The sequence below is a fragment of the Gemmatimonadota bacterium genome, from assembly GCA_026705765.1.
Lineage (GTDB): Bacteria > Latescibacterota > UBA2968 > UBA2968 > UBA2968 > VXRD01.
Window position 1 is genome coordinate 1 of record JAPPAB010000098.1, and the last position, 14,746, is coordinate 14,746.

The 14,746-nt window shown below is 53.4% G+C and carries 14 protein-coding genes; 2 read left to right on the forward strand and 12 right to left on the reverse strand.

Annotated elements, in window-relative coordinates; translation table 11 throughout:
• Positions 1-114: 114 nt before the first annotated feature.
• The 12 genes from OXH16_12625 to OXH16_12680 form a co-directional block, all read right to left on the reverse strand.
• A complete protein-coding gene (locus OXH16_12625; protein MCY3682239.1) occupies positions 115-828 on the reverse strand; it encodes an NAD(P)-dependent oxidoreductase in 714 nt (237 codons plus the stop codon).
• Positions 825-1,592 carry an NAD(P)-dependent oxidoreductase gene (locus tag OXH16_12630; protein MCY3682240.1) on the reverse strand — a complete coding sequence of 256 codons (768 nt, stop codon included), beginning with the start codon at positions 1,590-1,592 and terminating at the stop codon, positions 825-827. Before OXH16_12630 ends, OXH16_12625 begins: the two co-directional genes overlap by 4 nt.
• Entirely contained in the window at positions 1,589-2,293 is a 705-nt protein-coding gene (locus OXH16_12635) for a pseudouridine synthase (GenBank protein ID MCY3682241.1), read from the reverse strand. Before OXH16_12635 ends, OXH16_12630 begins: the two co-directional genes overlap by 4 nt.
• Before the next feature lie 12 nt (positions 2,294-2,305).
• Positions 2,306-3,004, reverse strand: a complete 699-nt coding sequence (locus OXH16_12640) for an FKBP-type peptidyl-prolyl cis-trans isomerase (protein MCY3682242.1) — start codon at positions 3,002-3,004, stop codon at positions 2,306-2,308.
• Between the two features lie 213 nt (positions 3,005-3,217).
• Positions 3,218-4,738 (reverse strand): hypothetical protein, encoded by a 1,521-nt coding sequence (locus tag OXH16_12645; protein ID MCY3682243.1) that lies wholly within the window; start codon positions 4,736-4,738, stop codon positions 3,218-3,220.
• Positions 4,735-5,508, reverse strand: a complete 774-nt coding sequence (locus tag OXH16_12650) for a hypothetical protein (protein MCY3682244.1) — start codon at positions 5,506-5,508, stop codon at positions 4,735-4,737. Before OXH16_12650 ends, OXH16_12645 begins: the two co-directional genes overlap by 4 nt.
• Before the next feature lie 22 nt (positions 5,509-5,530).
• A complete protein-coding gene (locus OXH16_12655) occupies positions 5,531-6,853 on the reverse strand; it encodes an AAA family ATPase (protein MCY3682245.1) in 1,323 nt (440 codons plus the stop codon).
• 7 nt (positions 6,854-6,860) lie between these two features.
• Positions 6,861-7,688 (reverse strand): ABC transporter permease, encoded by an 828-nt coding sequence (locus tag OXH16_12660; GenBank protein MCY3682246.1) that lies wholly within the window; start codon positions 7,686-7,688, stop codon positions 6,861-6,863.
• A 1-nt stretch (position 7,689) separates the two neighbouring features.
• Entirely contained in the window at positions 7,690-8,904 is a 1,215-nt protein-coding gene (locus OXH16_12665) for an ABC transporter permease (protein ID MCY3682247.1), read from the reverse strand.
• A gap of 25 nt (positions 8,905-8,929) precedes the next feature.
• Positions 8,930-10,036 (reverse strand): ABC transporter substrate-binding protein, encoded by a 1,107-nt coding sequence (locus tag OXH16_12670; GenBank protein MCY3682248.1) that lies wholly within the window; start codon positions 10,034-10,036, stop codon positions 8,930-8,932.
• Between the two features lie 55 nt (positions 10,037-10,091).
• Complete coding sequence (locus OXH16_12675) at positions 10,092-11,195, reverse strand: ABC transporter substrate-binding protein (GenBank protein ID MCY3682249.1); 1,104 nt, start codon at positions 11,193-11,195, stop codon at positions 10,092-10,094.
• A complete protein-coding gene (locus OXH16_12680; protein ID MCY3682250.1) occupies positions 11,192-12,301 on the reverse strand; it encodes an ABC transporter ATP-binding protein in 1,110 nt (369 codons plus the stop codon). Before OXH16_12680 ends, OXH16_12675 begins: the two co-directional genes overlap by 4 nt.
• Before the next feature lie 177 nt (positions 12,302-12,478).
• On the opposite strand from OXH16_12680, the gene pyrH reads away from it, so the two are divergent.
• Positions 12,479-13,243, forward strand: coding sequence for a UMP kinase (pyrH, locus tag OXH16_12685; protein ID MCY3682251.1), 765 nt, complete (start codon positions 12,479-12,481; stop codon positions 13,241-13,243).
• Positions 13,240-14,514 carry a phosphoribosylamine--glycine ligase gene (purD, locus tag OXH16_12690; protein ID MCY3682252.1) on the forward strand — a complete coding sequence of 425 codons (1,275 nt, stop codon included), beginning with the start codon at positions 13,240-13,242 and terminating at the stop codon, positions 14,512-14,514. The genes pyrH and purD overlap by 4 nt, the downstream gene beginning before the upstream one ends.
• The last annotated feature ends 232 nt before the right edge of the window (positions 14,515-14,746 follow it).

Here is a 14,746-nt window from a genome sequence, read left to right on the forward strand (position 1 = left end):
CCTGCCCGCGCACAAAGGCGATTTCCGGTGTGACAGCGCGGTTGACTGATACTACGCCGCCGGGGATGACTTTGCGGTTTTTTTGGAAAATTGTTTTGGAAGAGGACATATAAATCACACGTCGCGTTTGTAATAATTTTCCCAGCGTTCAGCCGGTTCGTAACCCAGAATGCGTTGTGCTTTTTCCGTGGTGTATTTCTGGTGCGCTGTCATGCTCACCATGTTGAATTCCTGATAATTATCCGGCACGGATTCGATATCCAATGCGAGGCAACACGCATGGGCCAGGTCTTTCCAGAATATGCGAAATGGGGGGAAGTCTTCGCCTTTGATCGGCTCACTCGGCTCCAGTCCCAGGCCGTTGAATACAAAGCAGATTGTCTGTATATCGTAAATTCTCGCATATGTGCGACAAATTTCGTAGCTGAGCATTTTGGTTATGCCGTAATACCCGGTGCCGGGGGCGCGGGGGACATCGGTGATTTCAAAATCCTGATCGTAATCACTCCGCACCAGTTGCGGTCCCGTATGCACCACTTTTTTGATGCCCAATTCGGCGGCGGCTTTCATGACATGCAATGCGCCCAATGTACTGACGTGAAAGCTCAAGATGGGATCGGGGCGATTTACAGTGAAATTCATCACCGCGTCCATGCCCTGCATGGCATCGCGCACCTGGTCGTACTCGCGCATATCTACATGTTCAATGGGCCTACCATCCGGATAGGGCTTTATATCGGCCAATGTGAAATCGCAATGCGATTCCATATCCGGTATGATATTGGGGGCAATTAGTCCCGAAGCGCCCAGCAAAAGTACTTTTTTCACGCGTCACCTCCACGCCAGATGGCTTCAAAGTTGTGTTGCGGTTGAAATCCTCGCAACAGAGGTCCACTAATTTGGCCGACCAGATATTTTGGGTTTGGAATGTCCGCACAAATGTGATGGAGGGCAAATCGCCGGTTCCACTTCAGTTCGGACTGTGCATCGCGATTGAGAGATAGGCGAAATGCCCGCGCTGCATCGCGATAATCGACCCACATGAGGTCTGGCTCTTGAGTGGAAGCGTCTTCTTCTGCTATTAGCTTGCCCAGGCGCAATACTGTGACGGCTACGGGAAAATCGCGCGCAAATTCGCGCGCTGTCATTTCGCCGAGATAGCGCGTGAGCTGAAATTTGTCCGTGGATGGCATGGGGCGCCACATTTCGCTGATATACACATCATCGGGATAGGCTTCAAATATTTGGAGTGTGCTTCCATATACAAAACGTTTTATACCGGCGTCTATACCGGCTTTGAATAAGACATGGGTGCCCCGGGTTGCGAGGTCCAACAATTCTTGTTCGCAGGCGAGATCGTCTTCGGGCAGGTTGGGAGGCGGCTCACCTGTGTGTATAATGGCCTGCATGTTCCGCACTGCACGCCACGCTGTGTCCGGGTCGCGCATGTCGCCTTCAAAATAGGTGATGTTTTCACTGAGTTTAGAAGGCGGTTCGCCCGATCCCCAGAGTCGCAACTGGTTGCCCGGTGCCAATTCTCCGGCAATGGCCTGTCCCAAATGGCTCTCGGCTCCTGTTATCAGTACATTCATAAGTTGTCCTCCAGATCAGGTTCCCAGTCAAATTGTTGAAATAAACGATGAATTGGGCCTGGAATTGGCGCGGAGATTTCGGTCCATTTCTCCGATTTGGGGTGTGCAAAACCGATGCGGGTGGCCATTAATAGCAATCGGTCAATTTCAAAATGGGATTGAAAGAAGCGATTGTGATGGCGGTCGCCATAGCGCGTATCGCCGATGATCGGATGGCGAAGATGCGCACAGTGACGGCGGATCTGATGTTGCCGACCCGTTACTGGCATTGCGCGCATGAGCGAATACCGCGCGGTTTCATATCGCCCCACGGGGTATGGTAGTTCAACGGTGCCTTCGCAGTGGAAATCGGTGATGGCTTCGACGGATGACGATGTGTTGGGCGGGCAATAGGCGTGGTGTATCCGTCCTTTGTCTGGCAAGTACCCGCGCACTACGGATAGGTATTCTTTTTTGACTTCTCGAGCTGAAAATGCAGCGCTCAATGTGCGTGCGATTTCAGGGCTAAGAGCGAATAGCACAACGCCCGATGTCCCGCGATCCAGGCGGTGTACCGGATAAACCCACTGCCCGAGTTGATTTCGCAATACGGGCATGCAACACATGGCCGACCGGTCCAGTTGGGTCTGGTGTACAAACCAGCCACAGGGTTTTTGAATGGCGACCAGGTCGTCGTCGCGATACAGGATGTTCAGCTTCAAAATCAATTCCCGCTACTTGATCTCGAGCAATTCCAATTCAAAAATAAGCGTTGAATTGGGACTGATTTGCCCGGCTTGCCGCGCGCCGTAGGCCAGATAGGATGGGATATAGAGTTCCCATTTCGATCCCGTGGGCATAAGTTGCAGGGCTTCTGTCCAGCCGGGAATGAGTTGATCTACGCGAAATTGCGCTGGTTCCCCGCGGCTGTAAGAACTGTCAAATTCCGTGCCGTCGAGCAGTGTTCCGCGATAGTGGCATACTACTGCGTCGGTTTTTTGAGGTTTTGGCCCGTCACCGGCTTTGATCACTTTGTATTGCAAGCCGCTGTCCAATGTCACCACGCCTTCTTTTTTCGTGTTTTCCGCGAGAAAAGTCTCGCCAGCTTTTTTGTTTTCTGCTGCCATTTTGTTTTTCTCCGCCTGTTGTTGTGCTCGTTGCTCTTGCTGTATCTCGATTAGAAATTTTAGTGCTTCGTCCGAGGAAAGCAAGGGGGATTCTCCAGAATAACCATCTTTGAATCCCTGTACAAATACATCCATATCAATCGCCATGCCCTGTTGCTGTTTCAATTGCTCAGATAAATTTAAGCCCAGTGCATAACTCAGCTTGTGTTGCTTGTCCTCGAGGTTGACTTCTACAAATTCGGGTTTTTCCAGTGTCTGGCAACCCAATAAGCCAGCGGCAATGCATACGGCAAAAAGACACTTCATGTTTTCTCCTGAATGAAAGGGTGCGAATCAGCGAATCAACGAATTAGCGAATTAGCGAATCAGCGAATCAGCGAATCTACGAATCTACGAATCAGAGAATCAATGAAACAGTTAATGTACCTGAAAGCCGTCATTGCGGCATGATTTTAGCCGCAATCCAGAGGTTTTGGGTGGTTGGGTGGGATTCGTCTATTCGTCTATTCGTCTATTCGTCTATTCGCCAAATCGCGTTTTTACTTCTGATAGCACAATATCTGGAATATCCTCTGTGCGTTCAACTGCATAAACACAGATGTGGTCTGCGGTGGCAGTCCTCTGGCGAAATCGATGGACATCCCGGTTTTGTGCTACGTGAACAGCGGTTACCCGATTTTCTTTTTGGATCAGAAATTGCATCAGTGCATCGAGGTTGGTGATTTGCATATCTGTTATGAGAAAAATATCCACATGATTTTTGAGAAGGGGTTCCAGATCGGGCAAGTGCAATGCGGTTCCACCGCCGAAGTAGCGGCACAGTGCAAAGAATACGCGCTTGCGATCTCTTGAGAAATCCAGCACTTCTTTCCCGCCGGCCTGTGCATCGCTAAAATTGTAAACAGCTACGCGCTTGCCCCGTCTCAAATACGCATCAGCCGCGCATCCGGCACCTAAGACGGCGTGGGATATTTCCCGACACGGATCGACCATACTGCCCGAGGAATCGACGATGACCACACAATCGGGTATGCCGTCGCCGTCGCCGTGGGTTTCGCCATCTCGCCAGTTCCACATCTGGGAAATGCCCGGCATGACGCGCCCAAAGCTCGTCCATATATCGATGTGCTGAACGGGTTTGCCAATTTCCCAGGGCGAATGTGAATGCGGATGTAATCCGCCCACTTTTTCCAGGGGCATGGTTTGCACGGGCAGGCGAAATGCGGATGCGCGCGCCATGTAAAACAAGAGGTCGGCATCCGAGGGCGTGCCTTTGCCCCGGCCCATATCGGGCATCATGTTGGCGTCTTGTAGTTCGTCGGCAAAATCGCGCACCATTTCTCGAAAGGCGTAAAATCCCTGTTCGGCAAATTGCGCCATTCCCGCTGCGAGTTCACCTGCAGAATACTGCTGGGTATCGCCCATCATGCCACCCTGTCCATTTCCATCGTCCATTTCTTTTTGGATTAAGGGAGCAATCACCTGTGCGAATGCTCTGAGGCTATCTCCCCACTGCGAGGCGTCCAGATAGGGTATGCGCGCGAGTCGATCTACTTCGCCGCGGTCTTCTACGCCCAAATTTTCACCCCAGAGACGCTGATATAATGCTCGAATCACGTCTGTCACTTCACTCGATTCTGCGTGGCGATATATTTCGGATAATTTCGATTCGCGCTCGCGCACAGCATGGGTATCGACCACTACGTCCGAGAAATATTCGACTACCTGCTTGACCAGCGCCCCATCCAATAACACGGGTTTGAGCGCGGCATATAGCTTTAAGTGTGTTTCAAAATCCCAGGGACAAACGGTGTGATGGCCCACGCCGTGATCCAGTAGTGCAGAGGTGGCGTCTTCTATGTCCATTACTTGCGCCAGGGCAGCCAGCCGATTGGCATTCAATTGGATCACTTTGTCCGTCATTTGAATGCTCGCGGCTTCGTCGCCTGTTTCGATTACTTCTGGCGTCGGCAATTCGGGAAATAGATGGCGCTTGCGAACAGCGGGCCAAACGCGCTGGATGATGTCGTTGAAGTTCATTTTGTCGATCCTCTGAGCATCTGGTCGCGGTGATAAATCGCGCCACCTTCGGCATTGCCCACACCTCCCAGGCGTCCATTGATGTGGATTTCGCCGGCTTGCATTTGTTCGCCGATGGATCTGCCGGCGTCTCCCGAGACTGCAATCCGTCCGTCGATCATACCCGCGCCGAGATAGTGGCGGACATTTCCCTCAACCTTCAGATAGCCTCCCATGAGCGAAATGCCCGTGAGGTCGCCCAGATCGCCCACAATTGTCAGTGTGATGTCTTTGCGGAGGCGATATCCCATGAGAGATAGGCGCAAGTCGTGACCCGTGAGATCGAGATGAATGTCCGACTGAGACGATGCGTTGCAAAAGGCCGATAAGAACAAGCCGAGGGGTTCCATGACAAAGAAAGCCGCGTCATTGCTTTGGAGGGCGTGTGCACAAAATGCTTCGATGTCGGTCATTTCCCAATCAATTTTTTCCACTATCTGCGATGCCGCAGCATATGTTGATTCAATGGTTTTGCGGTCGGCTTGCCAGACTCCCTCGCCGACGCATTTGTCAATCAGGGTGCTGTAAGCTGCCGTCAACCGATCCATTGCCGCGGTGTGAGATGCGAGAATTTCATCCATGGGCATGGCGCGTTTTTTGCGTGTGTCTTCGACGAATTCGGCGAAGGGATTGCGCTTTGCAGATAGTAAGCCGTTGACGCGCTCTGTGTTTTCAAGGGTCAGACCGGATGGTGCAATTCGATCAAACTCGCGAAATGGATTTTGTCGCATGTCAGACTCTGTAAAATTGGGATTACGAAAATTCTGGACGCACAGGCTCTTGTCCCAGGTCGCGCATAATTTCCATGTAAATGGGGTGTTCACCCTGAATGGGTTGTTCGTCGGCACCATTTAAGATGCGATTGGCAGTCATGAGAGCTGTTTGGATGCGCTCGTTTTGCTCGGTATAGCGCCGAAAGACTTGCCGCACCGCTTCTCGCGCTCTGTGTATGGGCAATACATCGTCCCGGTGGTCTTGCGTTTCTTCTTCGTCTCTCCATTGGATGCGGTGAGCACATGTGTATGGCAATATCGTGCGGATATGTTCGATATCCACTTCTTTGTCGCGCAGCACCCAGGCGAGTGCCTGTGCGTAGCGCCGAATGGAGATGGGCAGGCGATTGGACGGGCATGTTTGTACTTCGTAACACAGGTAGCCCGTGTAATGACAGCCTTCGCCACAGATTTCATTTGTGCGTTTTTGTCCGTATTTGCAGCAGAAAGACAATTCGGCCAAAAAGGTTCGCACATAGGCACTGGCATCGGCCTGGAAAGGCAGTGCGCTCATTTCACTGCGGATCGTTTCGCGCTCGGTTTTCCCCAGGGTGGGTACGGACAAACGCTCGGAGATCGCTTTTCCATAATCCTCGCAGATTGCTTCTATCTCTGCTTCGGCATTGGGGGTGATCAGGCACGCCTGGAGTGCCTGCTCGCGTTGAGGATCTCGCAGGAGATGCGCGGGAGAGGATTCGGTGCCGATCATCCAGGATAGATTCGCACCCGGATATTTGGATTCCACCATCACGTCAAAGCGATCCAGAAGGGGTACAACGATGGTATTTGTTCCGCGGTCCTGATAGTTGGCCGTTGCGAACAAACAGTATTCTTCGTTGATTTGCATCTGGTTCAAGTAGGACCAGTTGCCGCGATCCACGCCGTTGAGGATCAAGCTCTGCTTGGTTTCCGGCAGGCGGTTGATTTCATCTACGACTTTGACGGGTAGGACGGAAAATGCCGACCAGACCACATCTTCTTCGCCGCGGTTGAGTGCGCCGAGGTTTGGGCGTCCGACAATTTTTTCTTCGGTCTGTTCGGGATGGCCACTTACTTCGGCTTCCCAAACAGCCCCCAACGGCATGCGATATAGCAATGCGCCAATATACTCTGCCGATGTTGTTTTGCCCAGGCCGGGTTCGCCTACGATCAGAATTTTGCCACCTAATAGTCCCGTTAGTGTGCTGAGCAGCAAAGCGGCATTGTGTTTTTGTCCTTCTATCTCCAGGTCTGCCCGGTTAAAATACAACCGATCCTGGATGAAGGTCAAAATATCGCGTACTGTTGTTTGTAAGTCGGCCATTTTGATCTCAGTCTGCTTGAGAAGAGGTGGCGGAGCGGCGGCGCAGCCATTCGACGGTGAGCAGTAGCAATACGGCGAAGGCGATCAGGAATGTTGCCACGGCGAGGATGGTCGGGCTGATTTGCTCGCGGATGCCCGCCCACATCTGGCGCGGGATGGTGCGCTGTTCTATGCCGCCCATGAAAAGGACGACTACTACTTCGTCGAAAGATGTTGCAAATGCGAAGAGCGCGCCAGAAATAACGCCCGGTGCGATTAGCGGCAGTTGTACTCTGCGGAACGTGAGGATCGGCGAGGCACCGAGGCTTGCGGCAGCGCGCGTGAGGTTTGTATCAAAGGCGGATAGGGTAGCGGTTACGGTGATTACAACAAATGGCGTGCCCAGTGCGGCGTGGGACAGGATCAATCCGATGTGGGTTTGTGCGAGGCCCAGGGTTGAGTAAAAAAAGAACATGCCCGCCGCGGAGATGATTACCGGCGTGACCATCGGCGAGATCAAGAGTGCCATTGCGAAGCGGCGCCCCGGCATGGCGGGACTGGATAGCCCCAGTGCGGCGAGTGTGCCCAGCGCGGTTGCCAGCGAGGTAGAGGCGATGCCGATGATCAGGCTGTTGACCAGCCCGCGCGTCCACAGTTCGTTTTCGATGATTTGTCGGTACCAGCGCAGGGAATAGGCTTCGGCGTCCAGGCGCAGCATGCCTTCGGTGAAGGTGAAGTAGGGTTCGGCATTGAAGCTCAGGGGTACGATCACCAGAATTGGCGCGATCAGGAACGCGAAGATCAGGGTACAGGAGGCCAGGTACGCGACCCGGCCAATGTGTTGTGTCGAGATCATGTTAGCCCAATTTCATGCGGTCAACGCCGACTATGCGGTCGTAGAGCAGATAGAGTGCGATCACGCATACCAGCAAGATGCCGCCAAGTGCTCCGGCCAGACTCCAGTTGAGGGAGGTCTGCATGTGGTAGGCGATCATGTTGGAGATGAGTTGCCCGGTGCTGCCGCCTACCAGCGCGGGGGTGATGTAGTAGCCGATGGCGAGGATGAATACCAGCAGTGATCCAGCGCCTACGCCGGGGAGCGTCTGTGGCCAGTACACGCGCCAAAATGCCTGAAAGGCGTTTGCTCCCAGCGATGCGGCGGCACTCATCTGGCTCGGGGGGATGGCGCGCATGATGGAGTATAGGGGCAGGATCATAAAGGGCAGGAGCACATGGGTCATTGCCACGAGTGTGCCAGTCATGTTGTAGATCATGGCGAGGCGGCCGTCGTCGCCGATTAGCCCAATTGTGACGAGTAAGTCGTTGATTACGCCCTGGGTTTGGAGCAGTACGATCCAGGATGTGGTTCTCACCAGGAGCGATGTCCAGAAGGGTACGAGTACGAGGATGAGGAGCAGGTTTGCAATGCGCGGAGGCGAATGCGCGATTAAGTGGGCGATGGGGTAGCCGAGCAGCAGGCAGATCGCGGTGATGCCGAGGCTTACGATAAAGGTGCGCCACAAGAGGGAGAGATAGATGCGGCGTTCTGGGGGCTGGCGAGCGATGGATCCGTCGGGCAGGGGTTGCAGGTCGAGGGCATTGAGATAGTGTCGCGTGGTGTAACGATCTCCAGCACTGCGGATGGCGTGCCAGGTTTGCACATCGCCCCATGCAGTATTGAGGCCGATCATGGCGTCGCGATAGGGACCTTCGCGGATGTTTTGCAACGATCTCGCGCTGCGCGTGAAAACGCTGCGAAGTCCTGGATGCACGCGGTTGACGCGGGTGGCGACCCGACCCAGCGAGCGATCTGTGCGCGCCTTTAATAGTTCGCGCGCAGCCGCTGCGTACACTGCTTCGTCGGGTGTGCTCTTTCCATCCCATTGCCTCAGAAGGCCGAGGGTTTCGGGCAGGGCATTGGCGACTGTGGGATCGTACACACTGTGTACGAGCATTGTCGCCAGGGGCGCGATAAATGTGACGCCGATGAATGCCAGTAATGGCAACACCAGTCCCGTAGCGCGCAACCGCGGGCGGAGGATGGTGGTTTTGATGTCTGTCTCTGGTTTCATTTTTTAGTACACCGCGATACCTCTCTCACTGCGCCAGCCAGGCGCTGAATCGCTCGTTCATTTCGTCGATGTGATCGCTCCACCATTCCCAGGAGTTTCGCAGGGCGCGCTTGGAATTTTGCGGGCTGTTGGGCATGTGAGGGTTCATTTCCACACCCTTCTCGGCGTGTGTCGATATCAGTGCCTCTGCAGAGATGCGCGTGGGGCTGTAGGCGATGTAACGGCCGACGCCCGCTATGGCTTTCGCTGTTGAGGCGAAATTGAGAAATTTCTTTGCGGCTTCGAGGTTCTGCGTTCCCGCGACAATGGCAAGTCCAGATAGATCCAGTATTTGCCCGTCCCATACGATGACAAAGGGCTGATCTTCCAATACCTGTGCATTGAAGATGCGCCCGTTGTAGGCCGTGGACATCACGACCTCGCCATCGGCGAGCATCTGCGGTGGCTGCGCTCCGGCTTCCCACCATACGATGTGGTCTTTGATGGTGTCTAACTTGCGGAAGGCGCGATCTATGCCTTCGGGGGTATTGAGTGTGGGATATATTTTGTTGAGTGGTACGCCATCGGCGATTAGCGCGAATTCCAGGTTTGCCAGAGGCGTGCGGCGCATGCCTCTGCGTCCGGGGAATTTTTCGAGGTCAAAGAAGTCGGCCATTGTGGTGGGTTTTTCACCCGGGATATTCTTCTCGTTGTACGCGTATATGGTGGAGTAAAACAGTGTTGCCACGCCACAGTCCGTCGATGTCCCAAACAAAAAATCCTCTTCCGCAGGCGTTCCATCGGCTCCCGGTGGCAGCGAGTCGATCTCAACGTGTTCGAGCAGGCCCTCATCGCAGCCTTGCGCCCATGTCGGGAATCTCAAATCGACGACATCCCAATGCACATTGCCCGCTTGAACCTGTGCGCGGATTTGTGCCAGCCCGCCGTTGTAGTCTTCGAGGTTGATTTTAATGCCTGTTTCAGCGGTGAACGCTTCGTGGTAGCCTTTGACGCAGGCGCGTGCATAAGATCCGCCCCAGGAAACTACGGTCAGTGGTCGGTCATTGGCAGTTGCGAGACTTGAGGTCAATATTGCCAGCGCGGTCAGTACAGTTCGATAAAATGCCGTTTTACGCGTGTTTTTCCACTTCAAGTTATGCCTCCTCATTTGAGTAGAAGATCTGTCTATAAGTGTTCAGACATATTCCTCACTGAGTAGCCAGCCAGGTGCTGAATCGCTCGTTCATTTCGTCGATGTGAACGCTCCACCATTCCCAGGCATTTCGCAGGGCGCGCTTGGAATTTTGTGGGTTGTTGGGCATGTGGGGGTTCATATCGATATCCTTTTCGGCATGTTTCGATATCAGTGCCTCTGCAGAGTGGCGCGTGGGGCTGTAGGCGATGTGGCTGCCGACACCGGCCATGGCTTTCGCTGTTGAGGCGAAATTGAGAAATTTCTTTGCGGCTTCGAGGTTCTGCGTTCCCGCGACAATGGCAAGTCCAGATAGATCCAGTATTTGCCCGTCCCATACGATGACAAAGGGCTGATCTTCCAATACCTGTGCATTGAAGATGCGCCCGTTGTAGGCCGTGGACATCACGACCTCGCCATCGGCGAGCATCTGCGGTGGCTGCGCTCCGGCTTCCCACCATACGATGTGGTCTTTGATGGTGTCTAACTTGCGGAAGGCGCGATCTATGCCTTCGGGGGTATTGAGTGTGGGATATATTTTGTTGAGTGGTACGCCATCGGCGATTAGCGCGAATTCCAGGTTTGCCAGAGGCGTGCGGCGCATGCCTCTGCGTCCGGGGAATTTTTCGAGGTCAAAGAAGTCGGCCATTGTGGTGGGTTTTTCACCCGGGATATTCTTCTCGTTGTACGCGTATATGGTGGAGTAAAACAGTGTTGCCACGCCACAGTCCGTCGATGTCCCAAACAAAAAATCCTCTTCCGCAGGCGTTCCATCGGCTCCCGGTGGCAGCGAGTCGATCTCAACGTGTTCGAGCAGGCCCTCATCGCAGCCTTGCGCCCATGTCGGGAATCTCAAATCGACGACATCCCAATGCACATTGCCCGCTTGAACCTGTGCGCGGATTTGTGCCAGCCCGCCGTTGTAGTCTTCGAGGTTGATTTTAATGCCTGTTTCAGCGGTGAACGCTTCGTGGTAGCCTTTGACGCAGGCGCGTGCATAAGATCCGCCCCAGGAAACCACAGTCAGCGGTCGGTCTTCTGAGATGTCACAGCCCAGAGTCAACATCGCCAGCGCGGTTATTACCGCGGTGCATAATGTCTTTCTCTGTTTGGTATTCATGTCGTATCCTCCTCGTCGTCCGGGTCGAGCACCCGGCAGTCTGTTGGTGTCCAGCCGATGCGAATTTTATCGCCTTTCAGCACGGCTCCGTGTCCCACGGTATTGGGTATTTTTGCGATGAATTCCAAGGACTCGCACACGTTCAGGCGAAGGCGCAGATGGTCGCCTAAAAAGGTGATGTCCTCGACTTTTGCTTCGAGTTCATTGGTGTACAGACCAGGTTCGGGTTCTATGGCGACGCGCTCTGGGCGAATCGACAGCGTGGTGGCGTCGCCGATCTGGCAGGGAGCAACGCGCAACGCCTGGATAATTTCGCCGCCGGTTTCCACTTCGCAAATGTCCCCATTTACTTTTGTCACGCGACCGGGCAGGCGGTTGTTTTCGCCGATGAATCGGGCTACAAATGAACGCTCTGGCTCTTCGTAGAGGGCCTCGGGTTCGGCAATTTGCTGGATGTCTCCCCCGCGCAAGACAGCGATGCGGTTCGACATTACCATGGCTTCTTGCTGGTCGTGTGTGACGTAAACGACGGTCACGCCGAGGCTCTGATGGATGCGGCGGATCTCGTACTGCATCTCCTCACGGAGGCGCCGGTCAAGTGCGCCGAGGGGTTCGTCCATCAGCACCAGATCGGGTTCAAATACCAGTGCGCGGGCGATTGCCACGCGCTGTTGCTGACCGCCAGAGAGCTGGTTGGGGCGCCGGTCTTCCAGGCCGCTGAGGCGAACCAGGTCCAGGGCACGCGCCACGCGTTCGCGACACTGCTCGCGGTCAAAACCACGTACTTCAAGAGGAAAAGCGAGGTTGCCGCCCACTGTCATGTGTGGGAAGAGTGCGTAGTTCTGAAATACCATGCCAATACCTCGCCTGCGCGGGGGCAGTGCGTGTACAGAACGTCCGTCAATGCGGATGCTGCCCGATGTGGGTATTTCGAAGCCAGCGAGCATCATCAGGCAGGTCGTTTTCCCCGACCCTGATGGGCCGAGCAGGGTTAGAAATTCGCCCTTGCGCACGCTGAAATTGACGTTCTGGACAATTAGTGTGCGTCCGTCGTAACTTTTGCAGACATTTTCAAATTCGACGTAAGTGTTATCGTTTGAGGGCATTAGTTTGTCCTATCCAGGATCTAGAAAGCACAGATCGACAATCTGGCGGATCAAAGTTTGAAGTAAATTCAATATTACTCAAATGTCAACGTCTTTCCTCTTTCCCCATGTCTCGCTTCGATATATATTTTAGACGCTATCATCAACATTTATTATTTTTTAGAGGAGTCAGATTGTATGCGGTATAAGCGCGTTGTTCTCAAACTCAGTGGTGGTGCTGTTTCCGGTGCTTTGGAATCGGGATTTGACCCGGAAGCACTCGAACATATTGCCGACGAAATCCTCGATATTCACAGCCGGGGTATTGAAATCGGCATTGTTATTGGAGGGGGCAATATTTTTCGGGGCGAGCAGAGTGTGCGGTGGGGTATTGAACGCTCCGAAGCCGATAATATCGGCATGCTCGGCACGATTATCAATAGCCTGATGCTGCGCGGTGTGCTCAATGCCAAAAGTGATGCCGAGGTGCGCGTGATGACCGCGATTCCGATTAACGCAGTTGCAGAACCCTTTATTCGCCTGGTTGCTGCTCGGCATCTCGATAAGGGGTATATTGTCATTTTTGCCGGTGGTATTGGCAATCCCTTTCTCACCACTGATTATCCCGGGGTACAACGCGCCCTTGAAGTGCGCGCAGAAGCCATTTTGTTTGCCAAGCACAAAACCAATGGCATTTATACAGACGATCCGAACAAAAATTCCAATGCCAAACTCTATCGCTGTATCAGTCACGATACAATTATTCAAAAGAATCTGGGTGCTCTGGATCAGTCCGCAGTGATTCTAGCACGTGACCATCATTTGCCGATTCACGTTTTCGACTTTGAACAAAAAGGCATGATGCGCCGCATTGTAGAGGGCGAGGATGTCGGTACCCTGATTACCCAAACGCCAGAAGATGTGCTCGAAGAAGAAACAATCGCTCAGGAGAATGCCATATGAAACTCCTCGTCGTTGGTAGAGGCGGGCGCGAACACGCCTTTGTCTGGAAGCTCGCCCAGAGCAATAAGATTACCGGGTTATACGCGGCGCCCGGAAGTCCAGGTATGGCGCAATATGCCGAATGTGTTGATATTTCCGATAGCGATCTCAATGGTCTGGCAGATTTTGCACAACGAGAAGGTATTGATATTTCGGTTATTGGTCCCGAAGCTCCCCTTGCAGATGGTATTGTCGATGTTTTCGCGCAACGGAGTCTCGCTGTTTTTGGTCCCACACAGGCAGCGGCGCAAATTGAAGCGGACAAAGATTTCGCGCTTGAACTTATGCACAAATACGATATTCCAACCGGTGCTTACGAAACTTTTGTGGATGCTGAAATAGCCAGGGAACGGCTCAGGGAGTGGCAACACCCGCTCTATCTCAAGGTGAGCGGTCTCGCTGCGGGCAAAGGGGCGATTTATTGTGAGACGCTGAGAGATTCCTACAAAACTGTGGATGAGGTGATGGTGCAACGCGCTTTTGGTGCATCGGGTGATAAGCTGGTTGCAATGGAGTTGCTCGAGGGAGAAGAAGCGTCGATATTTGGATTTTCAGACGGGGAAAATGTTGTTTGTGTTGTGCCTTCGCAAGACCATAAGACGATTGGTGAGGGCGATGTGGGGCTCAATACGGGTGGTATGGGTGCGTATGCTCCTGCACCGGTTATTACGCCGGAGCTTTTTGACGATATTGTTCAGCGCATTATGAAACGCACGGTACACGCTCTGGCACAAGAAGGCCGTCCGTACAAAGGCATTCTCTACGGTGGTATTATTGTTACGGCTGATGGTCCAAAGGTGATCGAATTTAATTGCCGCATGGGCGATCCGGAAACGCAGGTGGTTCTCCCGTTGATCAAAACCGATTTCGTCGATATCATCGAGGCTGTGTGCAATGGTTCGGTAGCGGATCTCGATATCGAACTCGACAACCGGGCGGCGACCTGCGTGGTTATGGCCTCAGGGGGCTATCCCGAAGCATACGATACCGGCTTTCCCATTTCCGGGATTGATCGCGCTGAGGCACCGGGCGATGTGATGGTGTTTCACGCTGGTACGGCGCGCGAAGACGGTCAACTCGTTACCAATGGCGGACGGGTTCTCGGCGTTACTGCAATGGGCGATACTATTAAGTCTTCTATCGATCGCACTTACGAAGCCGTGGGCAAAATTGATTTTGACAGGGCCTATTTCCGAAGGGATATTGGGCATCGCGCTTTGACAAATGTTTGACTGCCGACCTTAAGATGGAGATCTTCTGATTTTTGCCAACCAATTTGGCAACTAAGCGTTATAATGTGTATATTTTTGGAGGCATAAGATGTCTTACAAAGCAGCGGTTATTGGTCTGGGGCGTATGGGCAGTACATTTGATGATGAAATCACGCAGGGCGGGTCCATTTTCTTGCCTGGCTATCGCCGGAAGCAGGGCCGGGATGTCGTCGAGGCCGTCGGCCCAAGCCAT

What these genes read in the sequence shown, in the direction of transcription:
- OXH16_12630 (MCY3682240.1), bottom strand. Translation starts at nt 1,592, where the DNA reads ATGAATGTACTGATAACAGGAGCCGAGAGCCATTTGGGACAGGCCATT.
- OXH16_12640 (MCY3682242.1), bottom strand. Translation starts at nt 3,004, where the DNA reads ATGAAGTGTCTTTTTGCCGTATGCATTGCCGCTGGCTTATTGGGTTGC.
- OXH16_12645 (MCY3682243.1), bottom strand. Translation starts at nt 4,738, where the DNA reads ATGAACTTCAACGACATCATCCAGCGCGTTTGGCCCGCTGTTCGCAAG.
- OXH16_12650 (MCY3682244.1), bottom strand. Translation starts at nt 5,508, where the DNA reads ATGCGACAAAATCCATTTCGCGAGTTTGATCGAATTGCACCATCCGGT.
- OXH16_12655 (MCY3682245.1), bottom strand. Translation starts at nt 6,853, where the DNA reads ATGGCCGACTTACAAACAACAGTACGCGATATTTTGACCTTCATCCAG.
- OXH16_12660 (MCY3682246.1), bottom strand. Translation starts at nt 7,688, where the DNA reads ATGATCTCGACACAACACATTGGCCGGGTCGCGTACCTGGCCTCCTGT.
- OXH16_12665 (MCY3682247.1), bottom strand. Translation starts at nt 8,904, where the DNA reads ATGAAACCAGAGACAGACATCAAAACCACCATCCTCCGCCCGCGGTTG.
- OXH16_12675 (MCY3682249.1), bottom strand. Translation starts at nt 11,195, where the DNA reads ATGAATACCAAACAGAGAAAGACATTATGCACCGCGGTAATAACCGCG.
- OXH16_12680 (MCY3682250.1), bottom strand. Translation starts at nt 12,301, where the DNA reads ATGCCCTCAAACGATAACACTTACGTCGAATTTGAAAATGTCTGCAAA.
- pyrH (MCY3682251.1), top strand. Translation starts at nt 12,479, where the DNA reads ATGCGGTATAAGCGCGTTGTTCTCAAACTCAGTGGTGGTGCTGTTTCC.
- purD (MCY3682252.1), top strand. Translation starts at nt 13,240, where the DNA reads ATGAAACTCCTCGTCGTTGGTAGAGGCGGGCGCGAACACGCCTTTGTC.